Annotated in this window: 16 protein-coding genes and 1 tRNA gene; 1 reads left to right on the top strand and 16 read right to left on the bottom strand. The window is 54.1% G+C overall.

What is annotated here, in order from left to right; translation table 11 throughout:
- The 14 genes from IM271_RS14975 to mngA all read right to left on the bottom strand — a co-directional run bounded on the left by IM271_RS14975 (position 1) and on the right by mngA (position 14,375).
- A tRNA-Lys gene (locus IM271_RS14975) sits at positions 1 to 76 on the bottom strand.
- Between the two features lie 161 nt (positions 77 to 237).
- A complete protein-coding gene (gene cpoB, locus IM271_RS14970) occupies positions 238 to 1,032 on the bottom strand; it encodes a cell division protein CpoB (protein WP_028012389.1) in 795 nt (264 codons plus the stop codon).
- Between the two features lie 9 nt (positions 1,033 to 1,041).
- Positions 1,042 to 1,563: a peptidoglycan-associated lipoprotein Pal gene (gene pal / locus IM271_RS14965; protein WP_193052803.1), complete on the bottom strand. Its 522-nt coding sequence runs from the start codon at positions 1,561 to 1,563 to the stop codon at positions 1,042 to 1,044.
- Between the two features lie 35 nt (positions 1,564 to 1,598).
- Complete coding sequence (gene tolB / locus IM271_RS14960) at positions 1,599 to 2,891, bottom strand: Tol-Pal system beta propeller repeat protein TolB (protein WP_013097529.1); 1,293 nt, start codon at positions 2,889 to 2,891, stop codon at positions 1,599 to 1,601.
- A 134-nt stretch (positions 2,892 to 3,025) separates the two neighbouring features.
- Positions 3,026 to 4,279, bottom strand: coding sequence for a cell envelope integrity protein TolA (gene tolA, locus IM271_RS14955; protein ID WP_193052802.1), 1,254 nt, complete (start codon positions 4,277 to 4,279; stop codon positions 3,026 to 3,028).
- A 28-nt stretch (positions 4,280 to 4,307) separates the two neighbouring features.
- Positions 4,308 to 4,736, bottom strand: coding sequence for a colicin uptake protein TolR (gene tolR / locus IM271_RS14950; RefSeq protein ID WP_003858589.1), 429 nt, complete (start codon positions 4,734 to 4,736; stop codon positions 4,308 to 4,310).
- A gap of 3 nt (positions 4,737 to 4,739) precedes the next feature.
- Entirely contained in the window at positions 4,740 to 5,432 is a 693-nt protein-coding gene (gene tolQ / locus IM271_RS14945) for a Tol-Pal system protein TolQ (protein ID WP_008501101.1), read from the bottom strand.
- Complete coding sequence (gene ybgC, locus IM271_RS14940) at positions 5,429 to 5,833, bottom strand: tol-pal system-associated acyl-CoA thioesterase (RefSeq protein WP_003858593.1); 405 nt, start codon at positions 5,831 to 5,833, stop codon at positions 5,429 to 5,431. Before ybgC ends, tolQ begins: the two co-directional genes overlap by 4 nt.
- A gap of 148 nt (positions 5,834 to 5,981) precedes the next feature.
- Complete coding sequence (gene ybgE / locus IM271_RS14935; RefSeq protein WP_008501100.1) at positions 5,982 to 6,272, bottom strand: cyd operon protein YbgE; 291 nt, start codon at positions 6,270 to 6,272, stop codon at positions 5,982 to 5,984.
- Positions 6,272 to 6,385 (bottom strand): cytochrome bd-I oxidase subunit CydX, encoded by a 114-nt coding sequence (gene cydX / locus IM271_RS14930; RefSeq protein WP_003858598.1) that lies wholly within the window; start codon positions 6,383 to 6,385, stop codon positions 6,272 to 6,274. The genes ybgE and cydX overlap by 1 nt, the downstream gene beginning before the upstream one ends.
- Before the next feature lie 14 nt (positions 6,386 to 6,399).
- Positions 6,400 to 7,539 carry a cytochrome d ubiquinol oxidase subunit II gene (cydB, locus tag IM271_RS14925; protein ID WP_028012386.1) on the bottom strand — a complete coding sequence of 380 codons (1,140 nt, stop codon included), beginning with the start codon at positions 7,537 to 7,539 and terminating at the stop codon, positions 6,400 to 6,402.
- A 15-nt stretch (positions 7,540 to 7,554) separates the two neighbouring features.
- Positions 7,555 to 9,123, bottom strand: a complete 1,569-nt coding sequence (gene cydA / locus IM271_RS14920) for a cytochrome ubiquinol oxidase subunit I (protein ID WP_045261075.1) — start codon at positions 9,121 to 9,123, stop codon at positions 7,555 to 7,557.
- A 680-nt stretch (positions 9,124 to 9,803) separates the two neighbouring features.
- A complete protein-coding gene (gene mngB / locus IM271_RS14915) occupies positions 9,804 to 12,434 on the bottom strand; it encodes a mannosylglycerate hydrolase (RefSeq protein WP_193052801.1) in 2,631 nt (876 codons plus the stop codon).
- Between the two features lie 24 nt (positions 12,435 to 12,458).
- On the bottom strand, positions 12,459 to 14,375 hold the full coding sequence (gene mngA / locus IM271_RS14910) for a PTS 2-O-a-mannosyl-D-glycerate transporter subunit IIABC (RefSeq protein WP_193052800.1): 1,917 nt from the start codon (positions 14,373 to 14,375) through the stop codon (positions 12,459 to 12,461).
- 171 nt (positions 14,376 to 14,546) lie between these two features.
- On the opposite strand from mngA, the gene IM271_RS14905 reads away from it, so the two are divergent.
- Positions 14,547 to 15,266, top strand: a complete 720-nt coding sequence (locus tag IM271_RS14905; protein WP_193052799.1) for a GntR family transcriptional regulator — start codon at positions 14,547 to 14,549, stop codon at positions 15,264 to 15,266.
- Positions 15,267 to 15,349: 83 nt separating this feature from the next.
- Here the strand turns inward: IM271_RS14905 and sucD are convergent, their stop codons facing one another.
- Both sucD and sucC read right to left on the bottom strand, forming a co-directional pair.
- Positions 15,350 to 16,219 (bottom strand): succinate--CoA ligase subunit alpha, encoded by an 870-nt coding sequence (gene sucD, locus IM271_RS14900; RefSeq protein WP_014169173.1) that lies wholly within the window; start codon positions 16,217 to 16,219, stop codon positions 15,350 to 15,352.
- Entirely contained in the window at positions 16,219 to 17,385 is a 1,167-nt protein-coding gene (sucC, locus tag IM271_RS14895; RefSeq protein WP_006809579.1) for an ADP-forming succinate--CoA ligase subunit beta, read from the bottom strand. The genes sucD and sucC overlap by 1 nt, the downstream gene beginning before the upstream one ends.
- Between the last annotated feature and the right edge of the window lie 81 nt (positions 17,386 to 17,466).

The following is a 17,466-nucleotide window of genomic DNA, read 5'->3' as shown; positions in this document are numbered from 1 at the left end:
TGGTGGGTCGTGCAGGATTCGAACCTGCGACCAATTGATTAAAAGTCAACTGCTCTACCAACTGAGCTAACGACCCACTTTTATGCCGCTTTCACGTTGTTTGATATCCCGTGGCAACGGCGGCATATATTACTGATTTAAGAATTCAGCGCAACAAAAATTTCGATGAAGATCACTTAACTGCTTAGTAATCATGCTGCACGACCAGAAATAACGCGATTTCTGGTCATGCGATAATCATCCCATCGAATTCAGGCGTTTTTGCGCCTGCTTAGCACCTTCGGTGCCCGGGAATTTTGCGACCACCTGCTGATAAACCGCTTTGGCTTTCGCCGTGTCGCCTTTGTCCTGCATGATCACGCCAACCTTAAACATCGCATCTGGCGCTTTCGGCGATTTCGGGTAATTTTTTACCACGGAGGCAAAATAAAACGCCGCATCGTCCTTTTTACCCTTGTTGTAATTCAACTGACCGAGCCAGTAATTCGCATTTGGCTGATAGGTTGAGTCAGGGTATTTCTTGATAAAGTTCTGAAACGCAGCGAGCGCGTCATCCTGACGAGATTTATCCTGCACCAGGGCAATGGCCGCATTGTAATCCGTATTCGCGTCACCGCTCTGTACAGGCGCTCCTGTTGAGGCTGAAGCATCAGCAGACGGCGCAGGCGCTGAGGTTGCCGCGCCGCTTTGATCGCCCGCTGCGGGTTGTGCTGCTGCACCGCCACTGCTGAGGCTATCTATCTGCAATAAAATTTGCTTCTGACGTTCCACAACCTGGTTAAGCTGATACTGACTTTCCTGAATCTGACCGCGGAGAGAGTCAATATCGTTTTGGTTATCGGAAAGTTGCTGCTGGAGTTGGGTTAAAAGCTGACTGTGAGCGTTAGAAATACGCTCGAGCTGAGTGACCCGGTCTTCTACCGAGCCTGAGCCGACACTACTGATTGGTGCCTGAGCAAAAGCGGCCCAGGGGGCCGCTATTCCAACCAGTAACGACAGACTCAACAGATGATGTCTGAAGTTACTGCTCATGCAATTCTCTTAGTAAACCAGTACGGCACGACGGTTTTTGGAGTAAGCCGCTTCGTCGTGACCCAGTACTGCAGGTTTTTCTTTACCGTAAGAAACGATGGAGATCTGGTCAGCAGAAACGCCTTTACCCTGCAGGTACATCTTAACGGCGTTAGCACGACGTTCACCCAGGGAGATGTTGTACTCTGGAGTACCACGTTCGTCCGCGTGACCTTCTACGGTGACTTTGTAAGATGGGTTGCTACGCAGGAAGTTAGCGTGAGCATCCAGCATCGCAGCGAAGTCAGAACGGATGTCGTATTTATCCAGATCGAAGTAAACGATGTTGTTCTGCTGCAGCTGCTGCATCTGAAGACGCGCTTGCTCTTCAGAAGACATGTTGCCATTGCCGTTCGCGTCCATACCGGTACCGGCACCCATCATGCCTTCGCCGCTCTGGTCATTGCTGGCGTTCTTGTTAGAAGAACACGCTGCGATTGCCATTACAGGCAGAGCGATGATCAGCCCCTTCAGCACTTTGTTCAGTTGCATTTCTATGATTCCTTTAGTAATCAATTAATTATTATTTACAGATACGGCGACCAGGCAGGTGATTTTACCTGTCCATCAGTGGCCGGAATACGCGCTTTGAAACGCCCATCTGTAGAAACCAGATTCAGCACAGATCCCATCCCCTGAGAAGAGCTGTAGATTACCATAGTGCCGTTAGGTGCCAGACTTGGCGTTTCATCCAGGAACGTTGACGACAGAACTTGAACGCCACCCGCTACCAGATCTTGTTTGGCAATGTGCTGCTGCCCACCGTTGGAGCTGACCATTACCATGAATTTACCGTCGCTGCTCACGTCTGCGTTCTGGTTCTGAGAGCCTTCCCAGGTGATACGCTGCGGAGCACCGCCGTTAATGTTCACTTTATAGATTTGTGGACGGCCTGCCTGGTCAGAGGTAAACGCCAGGTTTTGGCTGTCCGGGAACCATGATGGTTCAGTATTGTTGCTGCGACCGTCGGTCACCTGACGGATCTGGCCGGAGCCAATGTCCATCACGTACAGGTTCAGGCTACCGGTTTTAGACAGCGCAAACGCCAGTTTAGACCCATCAGGAGAGAAGGAAGGCGCACCGTTGTGACGTGGGAACGACGCTACCTGACGCACCGCACCGTTAGCCAGCGTCTGGATAACCAGCGCAGAACGACCACTTTCGAAGGTCACGTAGGCCAGTTTGGACCCGTCCGGAGACCAGGCTGGAGACATTAGCGGCTGTGAAGAGCGTTTCACCAGGAACTGGTTGTAACCGTCGTAGTCAGATACGCGCAGCTCGTACGGGAACTGACCGCCGTTGGTCTGTACCACATATGCGATACGAGTACGGAACGCACCTTTAATACCGGTCAGCTTTTCGAATACCGCGTCGCTGGCCGCGTGTGCCGCGTAGCGCAGGTACTGTTTAGTGACCTTGTAAGAGTTCTGTGCCAGAACGGTACCCGGTGCACCGCCGGTATCCACCAGCTGCCAGGCCACGTTGTAAGAACCGTCCGGGTTAGGCGTAACCTGCCCCACCACCACGGCATCGATACCCAGCGCAGACCATGCAGCAGGCTGGACTTCCTGCGCACTGCCCGGCTGCTGCGGCAGACGAGAACGATCTAACGGGTTGAATTTACCGCTGTTACGCAGGTCAGCCGCCACGATGCCACCGGCATCTTCAGGTGCAGCGCCAGGACCGGCCCACTGGAACGGAACAACACCGATTGGGCGTGCCGAGTCCACCCCCTGGGTGATCTCGATACGTACTTCTGCGTGCAGGACTGCTGCCCACAGCATTAAAAAACTAAATGCTACACGTAATGCCTGCTTCATCATATCTCCCTTATCCGGGTAACCTTACCCACGATAATTTAGCAGAATGTTAACAAACTCAAATAGACAAAACTACCCGAACCCTGTGACTAAACCTGGTCTATTTTTCCCCGTTTGCACGGGGAAAATGTAACTTAAGGTTTGAAGTCCAGCGGCGCATTTTTGAAGACTTCGTAGACTGCCTGAGAAGGCGGTTTAGGCATCTTCGCCTGACGCGCTGCAGCCAGAGCCGCAGTACATAAAGCCGGGTCGCCACCTTCAGACTTAATATCAAGCAGCATGCCGTCCGGAGCCAGTTTTATACGCAGCGTACACGTTTTACCGGCATAGGAAGACGCATCGTAGAACCGGCTTTCAATCGCCGATTTAATCTGCGCGGCATAGCCGTTGATTTCAGCCCCTGTCGCACCGTTACTCTTAGTGTTACCACTTCCGGTCGGTGCTGCGTTGTTTCCTTTCGCGCCACCGCCCGTTTTCGGTGCATTCTTACCGGAGCTTAAATCCCCCAGCAGATCGTCAACCCCTGCGGCGGCCGCGGCTTTCTCAGCGGCAGCAGCCTTTTTAGCAGCCGCTTTTTCAGCAGCTGCTTTCTTATCGGCAGCGGCCTTCTCAGCTGCAGCTTTTTTATCAGCAGCGGCTTTTTCAGCGGCGGCAGCTTTTTCGGCAGCAGCCTTCTCAGCCGCAGCGGCTTTCTTCGCAGCCTCGGCAGCCGCTTTCTTCTCTGCGTCCTGAGCGGCTTTCTTCGCGGCTTCGGCTTCAGCTTTCTTCTGTGCGTCAGCAGCGGCTTTCTTCGCGGCTTCCGCTTCGGCTTTCTTCTGGGCATCCGCAGCGGCTTTCTTCGCGGCTTCGGCCTCAGCTTTCTTCTGGGCATCGGCAGCCGCTTTCTTCGCCGCTTCTGCTGCTAATTTTGCCTGGGCATCAGCCTGCGCTTTGGCATCCGCTGCGGCTTTTGCTGCCGCCTCTTCCGCCTGCTTTTGCTGTTCCTGCGCTTTCTTCGCGGCCTCTTCGGCTTGCTTCTGCTGTTCCGCCTGCGCTTTCGCGGCTTCCTGCGCCTGCAAACGTTCTTTCTCAAGCTGCTTCAAACGCTCCTGCTCGGCGGCCTGCTTTTCACGCAGTTCTTCCGCCTGCTGTTGCGCCTGTTTTTCACGCTGCTCTTCAGCCCGTTTGGCACTCGCCTTCTGCTGTTGTTCGCGATTATAGTTTTGCACTACCGCACCGGGATCCACCATTACGGCGTCAATGGAAGACCCTCCACCGCCGCCTGCTGATGCATCAATATGCTCGTCGAACGAACTCCAGATCAGCGCTGCAAAAAGAATAACGTGCACCACTGCGGAGACGATTATCGCTCGCTTAAGCTTGTCGTTCTGTTCGGTTGCCTTTGACACTATCGGTTCCCAAAAACTACGCGGATGATCAAATAGGTTGAGTCATTAAGCCAACTGACTTAACACCCGCACTATGTAGCAAGTTCAGCGCTTTAATAATTTCATCGTAGGGTACGTCTTTCGCGCCACCGATTAAGAAGACCGTTTTCGGATTTGACTCCAGGCGACGCTGCGCTTCGGCAATAACCTGCTCAGGTGGCAGCTGATCCATACGATCTTTCTCTACCACTACGCTGTACTGCCCTACGCCGGAAACTTCAATGATGACCGGAGGATCGTCATTGGTGCTCACCGCCTGTGATTCTGTCGCATCCGGCAGATCGACTTCCACACTCTGGGTAATGATCGGCGCTGTTGCCATGAAGATCAGCAGCAGTACCAGCAGAACGTCCAGCAGTGGCACGATATTGATTTCGGACTTGAGCTCGCGACGACCTCGTCCACGCGATCTGGCCATGGTTTACCCCTTGTTGCTCTCGGTGCTGGTAAACGCCTGACGGTGCAGAATCGCAGTGAACTCTTCCATAAAGTTGTCGTAGTTCAGTTCCAGTTTGTTCACGCGCTGGTTCAGACGGTTGTAAGCCATAACCGCCGGAATTGCCGCAAACAGACCGATAGCGGTCGCAATCAGTGCTTCAGCGATACCCGGTGCAACCATCTGCAACGTCGCCTGCTTCACCGCGCCCAGCGCGATAAAGGCGTGCATGATCCCCCACACGGTACCAAACAGACCGATATACGGGCTGATAGAACCCACGGTACCGAGGAAAGGAATGTGCGTTTCAAGATTTTCCAGCTCGCGGTTCATGGAGATACGCATCGCACGCGATGCCCCTTCCACGACGGCTTCCGGCGCATGATTGTTTGCCCGATGCAGACGAGCGAACTCTTTGAATCCGCTATAGAAAATTTGTTCGGAGCCGGTCAGGTTTTCACGGCGTCCCTGACTCTCCTGATACAGGCGAGAAAGTTCAATACCCGACCAGAACTTATCTTCAAATGCTTCCGCTTCACGGCCAGCAGCATTGAGGATACGCGTTCTCTGGATAATGATGGCCCAGGATGCGATTGAAAAACCAATCAAAATCAACATGATAAGTTTAACCAGAAGGCTTGCCTTCAGGAACAAATCAAGGATATTCATGTCAGTCACTGCTTAAACTCCGCGACAATAGACTTAGGAAGCGCACGAGGCTTCATTATGGTTGGATCAACACAAACAATCAGTACTTCAGCTGAGTTCAGTACGGTGTTCTCTGCGTTGACTATCCGCTGCGTGAAAACCAGTGAGGTCCCGCGCATTGATGTAATTTCAGTTTGGACTTCGAGCATATCGTCGAGTCTGGCAGGCGCAAAATACTCAAGCGTCATCTTGCGTACCACGAAGGCAACTCGCTCAGCCAACAGCACCTGTTGACTAAAGTGATGATGGCGCAGCATCTCTGTGCGTGCCCGTTCATAAAAAGCAACGTAGCTGGCGTGGTAAACCACACCACCGGCATCGGTATCTTCGTAATAGACACGAACCGGCCATCGAAACAGCGTTGTATTCACTTTACATCCCAGTAATGCAACAAAAGTTAGAGCTTTTAAACTTCGCTACTATACGCGCGGGAAAGATGGTTTGGAATGGGGGAAAGTAAACGGAGAGTAAATTTTTATGGGCTCGGGTAAGCCCATAACGTTAACGGACATTTCTTATTCAGAAGAAGAAGAAAATCAAACCGGCGAGAAGCACCAGATCGGCAATCAGCGGGCAAAAAATTCCCTGCCAGTGAACGGCTTTCGGACGAAAGCCCACGCCGTGGATCACCCCGGCACACACTGCCCACATGATGAGGAAGCCGTGCCAGATCTCAAGCTCGCTGGTCTTTGCCGCAAAGCGCGACGGGTCCCAGAAGATACAGCCTGCCAGCAGTAATGCCATCACTAAAGAAAGCGCCCGTAACGGGCGCTTATCCATTACCGCGTAAAGCTTCGCGATAATATTCATCAGTGTTTTTCTTCACCCGCTTTGGTCGCTTCGACGTGCTCAAGCGCCAGGGCAGTGATGACACCAAAAGCACAGGCAAGAAGCGTCCCTAAAATCCATGCGAAATACCACATATTCAGCTCCTTACTTAGTACATAGAGTGGGTGTTGCTTTCGATATGTTCTTTGGTGATACGACCGAACATTTTCCAGTAACACCAGATGGTGTATGCCAGAACAATCGGAACGAACACGCAAGCAACGTAAGTCATTAAGTTCAGCGTCATATGGCTGGAGGTTGCATCCCACATGGTCAGGCTAGCATTCAGCATGGTGCTGGATGGCATGACGAATGGGAACATGGCAATACCCGCCGTCAGGATGATGCACGCCAGCGTCAGTGAAGAGAACACGAACGCCAGAGCACCTTTCTCCAGACGAGACGTCAGCACGGTCAGCAGCGGCAGCAGCACGCCCAGAGCCGGGATCGCCCACAGCGCAGGGGTATTGTTGAAGTTCACCAGCCATGCACCAGCCTGACGCGCCACTTCTTTGGTCAGCGGGTTAGACGGTGCCGAGTGGTTAATCGCAGACGTCACCACGTAGCCATCAATACCGTACACCACCCACACGCCTGCCAGAGCGAAGCAAACCAGGGTCACCAGTGCCGCCACCTGAGCAGTAGCACGGGAACGCAGGTGCAGTTCACCCACAGTACGCATCTGCAGGTAAGTTGCGCCCTGAGTGATGATCATCGCCACGCTCACCACACCGGCCAGCAGGCCAAACGGATTCAGCAGCTGGAAGAAGTTACCGGTGTAGTAAAGACGCATGTATTCATCGAGGTGGAACGGTACGCCCTGCAGCAGGTTACCGAATGCCACGCCAATCACCAGCGGTGGAACGAAGCTACCAATGAAGATGCCCCAGTCCCACATGTTGCGCCAGCGGGTATCTTCAATCTTGGAACGGTAGTCGAAACCGACCGGACGGAAGAATAAAGAGGCCAGCACCAGAATCATCGCCACATAGAAGCCGGAGAACGCAGCCGCGTAGACCATCGGCCAGGCAGCGAACAGCGCGCCGCCTGCGGTGATCAGCCACACCTGGTTACCGTCCCAGTGAGGGGCGATGGAGTTAATCATGATTCGACGCTCGGTGTCATTACGACCGAGGAAACGGGTGAGCATCCCCACCCCCATGTCGAAACCATCCGTGACGGCGAAACCGATCAGCAGAACGCCAACCAGCAGCCACCAGATAAAACGCAATACTTCATAATCGATCATTTGATGACTCCTGTCTTAGCGTGCCGGCTGAGTAGTCGCAGTGGACTGCTCGTAGTGATAGCGACCGGTTTTCAGGCTGCTTGGGCCAAGGCGCGCGAACTTGAACATCAGGAACAGTTCAGCCACCAGGAACAGGGTGTACAGACCACAGATCAGCAGCATGGAGAAGATCAGGTCGCCTGCCGTCAGGGAAGAGTTCGCGACCGCCGTTGGCAGTACCTCACCAATCGCCCATGGCTGACGGCCATACTCCGCTACAAACCAGCCGGATTCAATCGCGATCCACGGCAGTGGAATACCGTACAGCGCGGTGCGCAGCAGCCATTTTTTCTCGCCGATGCGGTTACGAATCACGGACCAGAAGGACGCCGCAATGATCAGTAGCATGATGATGCCGCAGCCCACCATGATACGGAATGCGAAGTACAGTGGCGCAACGCGTGGAATCGAGTCTTTGGTCGCCATCTGAATCTGTGCTTCCGTCGCATCAGAAACGTTCGGGGTATAACGTTTCAGCAACAAACCGTAGCCCAGGTCTTTCTTCACGTCGTTAAATTGATCGCGAACGGCCTGATCGGTAGAGCCGGCACGCAGCTGTTCCAGCAGCGAGTAAGCCTTCATACCGTTACGGATACGCTCTTCGTGCTGAACCATCAGCTCCTTCAGACCCGTTACCTGCTTATCAACAGAACGGGTTGCGATGATACCCAGCGCGTAAGGAATTTGGATGGCGAAGCGGTTTTCCTGCGCGTCCTGATCGGGAATACCGAACAGCGTAAAGGCAGCAGGCGCCGGTTGGGTTTCCCATTCGGCTTCGATAGCGGCCAGTTTGGTTTTCTGCACATCACCCATTTCGTAACCGGATTCATCACCCAGAACGATAACGGAGAGGATTGCAGCCATACCGAAGCTTGCAGCGATAGCAAAGGAGCGCTTGGCAAACGCGAAGTCACGACCGCGCAGCATATAGTAGGAGCTGATACCCAACACGAACATCGCGCCGCACACGTAGCCAGATGCCACGGTGTGAACAAATTTAACCTGAGCAACCGGGTTCAGGACCAGCTCGGCAAAGCTGACCATCTCCATACGCATGGTTTCGAAGTTGAAGTCAGACGCGATCGGGTTCTGCATCCAGCCGTTCGCCACCAGGATCCACAGCGCGGACAGGTTCGAACCTAATGCCACCAGCCAGGTTACGGCCATGTGCTGGACTTTACCCAGACGGTCCCAACCGAAGAAGAACAGACCTACAAAGGTGGATTCGAGGAAGAAGGCCATCAGACCTTCAATGGCCAGCGGCGCACCGAAGATATCCCCTACATAGTGGGAATAGTAAGACCAGTTAGTCCCAAACTGGAACTCCATGGTCAAACCGGTTGCCACGCCCAGCGCGAAGTTGATACCGAACAACTTGCCCCAGAACTTGGTCATATCTTTATAAATCTGTTTGCCGGAGAGGACGTAAACCGTTTCCATAATTGCCAGCAGGAACGCCATACCGAGCGTCAGCGGCACAAACAGGAAGTGGTACATCGCGGTCAAGGCAAACTGTAAGCGCGACAGTTCGACTACGTCTAACATTATGACTCCTTGCTCATCGCATGAAGACTCCGAGAGTGAACCCCGTCAGAAAGAGATTCACACGCATGCCCCAATACAAATTATTCGCATCCTGGTCGTCGTTATTACCCTGGAGAAGGATAAAAACGATGACGACAGGTTACAAATAGGTTAATAAAAAACTCAAATTGATCCCGCAAATATAATACGCTGCAAAACCCTTACAATAAACAGGTTTTTATTGAATCACATTTACGTTTTTCGACGGCGATCAATTTATAGCAAAATTACCACTTTTCGGCCATTTTGATCGGGGACAATTTAGCGCTTTTCGGCATCTTTTTCCAAGCATTAAACTTTGATTTAAATCAAAAACCAGTCTTGATGTTAATCATGTTTAGCTGCGGTGAGAATGGTAAAAACCATGTTAATGATATGTGCATGCAAAGATGCGATTGGTTATCGAAGACCAAAAAAAATATAAACAGAAGTGATTTTAATTAACGCGAGAGAAAAATGCCCTGTCGAAGCGGGACAAACAATAAGCGTAGCTGGGCCAGTTTATTTTTCCATTCTGTTTTTGCAACCCTTAGAAATTACATTTGATTTACTTTTATTATCCCGGAAGTTAACACCGAAGCGTGACTATTTAATGAAAAAAGGCCGCAAACTCTGCGGCCTTTTGATCGTGTCAGCGGTTTTCAGGCAAGAAGAATGCTGAAGGTTCGTGACTGTCCCGGTCTGAACGCCCCGACGATGCCCTCTTCTTCACGATTGTCTATTATCCGTTCATTCATGTCCGTTTCGCAGCACCGTTTCACGGTCGGAGCCACGGATAACGTCGCGTCACATGCGCTGGACTCGGAAGGGTTGAACAGACGAAGAATTAGCTCGTCTCGATCTTCAGCCTTTTTGAGCGTACTGAGCACGCATCCCGTGGGCGAAAGCGCCAGCAGGCTGTAACTTTCCGGCGTGGTAAACGACGAGCGATTGAGCTTCATCGCGTCCCAGGGAATTTTGTTATAGCACTGCACCGGCGTTAACCACGATTTAGCCTGCTGCGCGACGCCCGCGTTTTCCGGCGTTCCACTGAAGCTGAAGAGGCTAAAGCGACAGCTTAACGAACCGCGCACCTGGGAGTCAGGAACAGGCATTTTGATTCCTGAAGGCCTACCGGGGCGCAACAGCAAATCTTCTTTGCCGAGTAACCCCACGCCGCGCAGCAGGGTCAGGGCAAAGGCTTTTTTATCCTCACCTACTACTTCAAACTCGCGTAGTCCTTCGGTGAACAGCGCAAGCCCGTTTCGTTTTTCCTGCAGGACGGCATAGTTGAGTAAATTCCAGACGGGAACGGGCGCTTCTTTCCACCCCTCCTCCTGCCAGTTTTCCATCGCCGCGTCCTGCACCGGACGAGTGAGGGTGCCAAACTGGGTATCCGCTAACACGTCCTCTGTCATAAACGGCGTAGGGATCAGCACGCGGACGCGGTGGTCGTCAGCCTGATTATCCAGACGCACCGCCACATCAATACGCCTGCTGTGGTGGCTAAGCGTGATTTCAACCTCAGCGCCGAGAGACCCGTTTCGCTGACCCGCCGCGCGTTCGGCCAGATTAGCCGGTACCGCGATCTGATGGCGAATCACCGCCCTGCTCTGCCAGCCTTCGTGTATAACCTCGACCTGATGCTCGCCCTGCGCTGAAGTGAGTCTCCACTCTTCCCGCGAAGGCGAGTAGTCGTACTCATCGCCATCATCCGAACTCTCTTCGATTTCCAGCACCCGGTCATAAATCAGCCCGGTTTCTTTGTCGCGCAGGCGCAGCGTACCGTCGTTATTTAAATCAATCTGCCAGAAGGCGTTTTCGAGCAAGGATTCGGTGTTTATCACCGGAGAGATCACCTTCCCGGCCACGTTTGGCTCGATAAACAGCGTACGGTAGCCCATCGACGGCAGTATCTGGCTGAGCTGAATATCAAACTCCATAAACGGCTCATAATTACCGTAATGGACAATCTGCCTGTCAATGAGACCAGGGTCCAGCTCGCGCGCGCTGCGAATGAAATACGGGATCTCGTTGCCTTTATCATCCAACAGACGGAACTGGCTGGCGCGCAGTCGAATCGTGGTGTTCATCACCTCTTCACGCGGCCAGGGCATCAGGTTGAACATCACCAGTTTGTCGGCGTCGCTTTGCGGCATGTTGTCGACAATCTTGCGCATATAGAAACGCACCAGGTTATCTGCCATGTCTTCAGCCAGTTCAAAACGAGAGACAATCTCACGATGCACCTTGTCGCTGCAGCAGCAGCCGATGCTGTCGTGAGCGTGGTTTTTAAGGATCTCTTTCCACATCTTCTCCAGCAGGCCGTGGTGATAATCGAAGCCCAGCGTCCATGCAAGCGTCGCCAGCGGTTCGAGGATGTTGACAAGTTTGTTCTCAATACGCGCATGGGCAATTTTGATATCCATGCGCGTGGAGCCGATTGTCCGGTGCACGCGCATGTATTTCCCGTCGATAAACTCCCCTTTCAGGATCGCCAGTTCATTGCGGCGTGCCTCAATGTGGTCAAACACCTCTTCAAAGCGGCTCATTACAAATTGACGCTGCGGATAAATTTCACGCAGCTTATCCATCACGGAGAAAATGTTCTGCTGCAGCGGCATCTGATCGTGACCGTTGGGCAGCAAAATCTCTTTGGTGACGGAGGCCTTTTCCAGAACGTCGAAATAGCTGTCGAGCCGTTTTCGCAGCCCGGCTTCGTCCTCCGGTAAGTACTTACCAATCGCGTAGCCCAGCGGCAGCACCTGCGCCGTGACTTCACTGCCGTCCTGGCTCTGCCAGAGAAATTCGGTTTTATCGGTCCCGTGTCGTTCCGAGCAGCCGCGCCAGAACATCGTCCGGGTAATGCCAAATCCGTTATAGATATGCGGAAGCTGGCCGGACATACCAAACGAATCCGGCAGATAGCCGATCTTCATCGGCTCGCCGAACGCCATACAGTCCCGGATGCCGTACATCAGGTTGCGGACAATCGACTCGCCGCTGACAATCGTGGTATCGGTCTGGGTATACCAGGGGCCGATAATCAGTTTTCCGCGCTCCACAAGCGCCTTTACCCGCGCGCGGTTTTCGGGCACGACGGCAAAATAATCTTCCAGCACCGCCGTCTGGCCATCAAGGACGTAATATTTATACTCGTCGTCCTGCTCCAGACGGGTCAGGATCTCTTCCATATTATTGACCAGAAGAATGCGCGACTCTTCAGTGGTGAAGTACCACTCACGGTCCCAGTGCATATGCGGCGTGATATGAACGCGAGATACAGCTTTCATCTTCGTTTCCTGTTTTGTGAGTTTTTACGGTATGGCGTCTTCTGTGAGGTACTTGCCCTTTTTTACCGCCTGACGTCGCCAGAGCAGCAGAACAAACGTGGAGACAGCGGTCCCCGCCAGCGCCGCGCCAAACCAGCCCGCCGCCGCAACCACACCGCCCAACCCGGCATCGTGAAGTAAAAAGAGAGAGAAAATCCCGGCCCCCGGGGTAGACAAACCGATCCCCATCGCACCGACAGCCGCGCCTGTTACCATGGAGCCGAGCACAAATGAGCCAATGACGCGAAGCGGATCTTCAATCGCCATCGGGATCGCCCCTTCGGTAATGCCCGCCAGGCCGAGCAGCCACGTTGATTTACCGGTTTCAATTTCAAACGGTTTAAACAGCTTCGGCGCCAGCATCGTCGACGCCGTGACGGTGAAGGCTGAGACCATTTTGACGGAGGCAAAGATTGCGTAAGGACCATAAACGCCGTTCGCCATCGCCCCCAGGCAAAACGCGTAAGAGGCTTTGTTGACCGGGCCACCCAAATCGAATGAGCACATAAACCCGAGGATTGCCCCCAGAAGCAGCGCATTCGCGCCGGAGAGACCGTTAAGCCAGACGGTGAGCGTGTTATTGAGCCAGGCCACCGGTTCGCCAATCACAAACAGCATCAGGCTGCCCGCGCCCAGCACGCCAATCACCGGATAGAGATAAAACGTCAGAAAGCCGTTGTAGCGGCTACTGAGCCGGATGTGGTTTTTCACCCAGCGCATCAGATAGCCCGCGATCAGCCCACCGACGATAGCGCCCAGAAAACCGGAGCCGATCATATTGGCAGCAAGACCGGCCGCAAAGCCCGGCGTCAGCGCAGGTTTATCCGCCAGCGAATACGCGGTATAGGCCGCCAGAACAGGTACCATCAGAATGCCGAGCATGCCGCCGCCAAGCTTGCGATACATCCACAGCCACGAGTTTTCCTGGTCAAACAGGTGCTGCAGACCCAGGATTTGCGCCAGCAGTACCGACACGGCCAGCACCATACCGCCAGCGACGATCAGCGGCACCGCAAAAGAGATACCGCTGAGAAGTGCCTGCTTGAGTTCAGTTTTAACGCTCTTTTTCGTTTCGGTATCGACATGCGCAGGACGCGCATCGGATGCAGGCTGCAGCGCCAGCGCGCGCTCAATAAGCGCTTCAGCATGGCGCAGAGGCTCCGCGACGGGCACGGAGATGGCGGGGATCCCCTGAAAACGCTCGCTCTCTTTGATCGCCACTTCTGCGGCAAAAATGCACGCTTTGGCCTCACGAAGCTGCTGCGCGGTGATGCGCCCCTCAATGCCGTTCGCCCCCTGCTTTTCGACCACCACGTTGACACCAAGCTTGCGTCCCGCTTTTTCCAGGTACTCTGCGGCCATATAGGTATGCGCGATCCCGGCCGGACAGGCGGTCACGCAGACGATTGTCGGGGCATTCAGCGCGACGGCTGCCTCTTCCGTGTCAGGGGCAGCTTCAAGCGCAGCAAGCACGTCTTCCGCCGTGGTAGCAGCCATCACGCGCGCCCTGAGATCGTCATCCGCCAGGCGAGACGTCAGCTCCGTCAGCACCTGAATATGGGTCGAACCCGCTTCTGCTGGCGGAATGGCGAGCAGAAAAACCAGCTCAACCTCTTCCGGCCCGTCCACGCCTTCCCATGCAAGCGGTTCTCGCAGAGTTGCCACGGCAAAAGCCGCCTCCTTCACGACGGCTGATTTACCGTGAGGAACGGCCAGTCCTTCACCCAGCGCGGTCGGCCCAAGCGATTCCCGATGAAACACCTCCTCCAGAAACGCATCGGCATCAGCGATTTTGCCCAGCGCCACCAGCCGCGCCGTAAGCTGACGGATTGCCTCATCCCGGCGGGTAAACTGCGCCTGAACGCAAACAGCACGCGGATCGGTCAGAGTCGTCAGGTTCATAAAGATCCTCACCTATACAGAGTTATTGTCTGGGGAGGATTCTGGCAGACCTGATAATACATTTATGTGATCACTTTCACTAAAAGCCAAATTTGTATTTTAATTGTATTATTTACAAATCATCAGTTGAATGCATAATTCCCTGAAAAGGTATTAAGCAGGCGCGATAAAATGGGCAACAAACCGATGTACCGGCAGATAGCCGATGCGTTCCGCGAGAAAATCAACGCCGGGGAATTAAAACCCGGAGACGCGCTGCCGACGGAGTCCAGTCTTCAGGAGACGTTTCGCGTCAGCCGCGTCACCGTGCGGCAGGCCCTGAAACTGCTGGTCGATGAGCAGATCATCGAAAGTATTCAGGGCAGCGGCTCTTATGTAAAAAAAGAGGAGCGCGTCAATTACGATATTTATCAGCTCACCGGCTTTTACGAAAAGCTGGCGGATCGTCATGTCGATACGCACAGTGATGTCAAAATCTTTGAAGTGGTGAAAGCTGATGCGCGGCTGGCGGCGACATTAGCGGTTGGCGTGGAAGATAAGGTCTGGCACGTTAAGCGCGTGCGTTTCATCAAGCAGAAGCCGGTGAACCTGGAGGAGACATGGATGCCGCTGGCCATGTTTCCCGACCTCACCTGGGAAGTGATGGAGAATTCGAAATACCACTACGTTGAGCAGATCAAAAAGCTGGTTATCGATCGCAGCGAGCAGGAGCTGATGCCGATCATGCCGTCAGAGGAGGCGATCGCCGCGCTGTCGCTCGATCCCGCAAAGCCGATCCTGGAAAAAGTCTCCCGCGGGTTCCTGAAGGACGGACGGGTATTTGAATACAGCCGCAACGTGTTCAATACCGACGACTACAAGTTCACTCTCGTCGCCAGACGCAGGCAATAAAAAAGGCCGCTTTACAGCGGCCAACCATGTCGAAACGGACATTTTTATACTTCATCGCTCCCCATCCGGGGAGCAGAGAGGACTTACTTAATGATGGATTTCAGTGCTTCGCCGATATCCGCCAGGCTGCGAACGGTCTTCACGCCTGCGGCTTCCAGCGCAGCAAACTTCTCATCAGCCGTACCTTTACCACCGGCGATGATCGCGCCCGCGTGGCCCATACGCTTGCCTTTCGGCGCAGTCACACCCGCGATGTAGCCGACAACAGGCTTGGTTACGTGTTCTTTGATATAAGCAGCCGCTTCTTCTTCCGCGCTACCGCCGATCTCACCGATCATCACGATCGCTTCAGTCTGCGGATCTTCCTGGAACATCTTCAGGATGTCGATGAAGTTAGATCCCGGGATTGGGTCACCGCCGATGCCCACGCAGGTGGACTGGCCGAAGCCGTAGTCGGTGGTCTGCTTAACCGCTTCATAGGTCAGGGTACCGGAACGGGAAACGATGCCCACTTTGCCCGGCTTGTGAATGTGGCCAGGCATGATGCCGATTTTGCATTCGCCCGGAGTGATCACGCCTGGGCAGTTCGGGCCGATCATGCGCACGCCTGCTTCGTCCAGCTTCACCTTCACGGTCAGCATATCCAGGGTCGGGATGCCTTCGGTGATGGTGATGATCAGCTTGATGCCTGCGTCGATCGCTTCCAGAATGGAGTCTTTGCAGAACGGTGCCGGAACGTAGATCACGGTCGCGGTTGCGCCCGTCGCTTCTACCGCTTCACGCACGGTGTTGAACACCGGCAGGCCGAGGTGCGTGGTGCCGCCTTTACCTGGCGTTACGCCGCCAACCATCTGCGTGCCGTAGGCAATCGCCTGTTCGGAGTGGAAAGTCCCCTGGCTACCGGTGAAGCCCTGGCAGATAACCTTGGTATCTTTATTAATTAAAACTGACATTATTTCCCCTCCACTGCGGCAACAACCTGCTGAGCTGCATCCGTCAGACTTTTCGCTGCAATAATATTCAGGCCGCTGTCAGCCAGTTTTTTCGCGCCGAGTTCAGCGTTGTTACCTTCCAGACGCACAACCACCGGAACGTTAACACCCACTTCTTCTACCGCACCGATGATGCCGTCAGCAATCAGGTCGCAACGGACGATGCCGCCGAAGATGTTAACCAGTACCGCTTTAACGTTGTCGTCAGAGAGGATGATTTTGAACGCTTCGGTTACGCGCTCTTTGGTTGCGCCACCGCCCACGTCGAGGAAGTTTGCCGGCTCACCGCCGTGCAGCTTAACGATGTCCATGGTGCCCATCGCCAGGCCCGCACCGTTAACCATACAGCCGATGTTGCCATCCAGCGCCACGTAGTTCAGCTCCCACTGAGCAGCCTGTGCTTCACGCGGGTCTTCCTGAGACTGGTCGCGCATTTCGCGCAGATCCGGCTGGCGGAACAGCGCGTTGCCGTCAGCGCCCAGCTTGCCGTCGAGGCAGATCAGGTCGCCCTGGGTGGTGATCACCAGCGGGTTGATCTCGATCAGCGCCAGATCGCGCTCAAGGAAGATAGTCGCCAGGCCCATGAAGATCTTGGTGAACTGCTGAACCAGTTTGCCTTCCAGACCCAGCTTGAACGCCAGCTCGCGACCCTGATAAGGCATTGGGCCCGCCAGCGGATCGATAGCCACTTTGTGGATCAGGTGTGGGGTCTCTTCCGCCACTTTTTCAATTTCCACGCCGCCTTCGGTAGACGCCATGAACACCACGCGACGGGAGCTACGGTCAACCACCGCGCCCAGGTACAGCTCTTTCGCGATGTCGGTCGCCGCTTCGACCAGGATCTGGTTAACCGGCTGGCCGTTCGCATCTGTCTGGTAGGTCACCAGACGCTTGCCGAGCCAATGTTCAGCAAACGCACGAATCTCTTCTTTGCTCTTAACAACCTTCACACCGCCCGCTTTACCACGGCCACCAGCGTGAACCTGACATTTAACTACCCACGGGCCGGAACCGATTTTAGATGCGGCTTCTTCTGCTTCACGCGGGGTAGTACAGGCATAACCCACCGGAGCCGGTAAGCCATACCGGGCAAACAGCTGTTTGGCCTGATATTCATGTAAGTTCATGTGTTCTATCCATCCTTCAGGGTAATCGTTATCTTCAAACCTGTAGACCGGCGCAGCGTGTGCCGGTCCACGGGGCAGGTG

Source organism: Enterobacter cloacae complex sp. I3 (genome assembly GCF_014896175.1).
GTDB lineage: Bacteria > Pseudomonadota > Gammaproteobacteria > Enterobacterales > Enterobacteriaceae > Enterobacter > Enterobacter bugandensis.
Note: the sequence above shows the minus strand (reverse complement) of the source record. Positions and strands in the feature narration are given on the sequence as shown.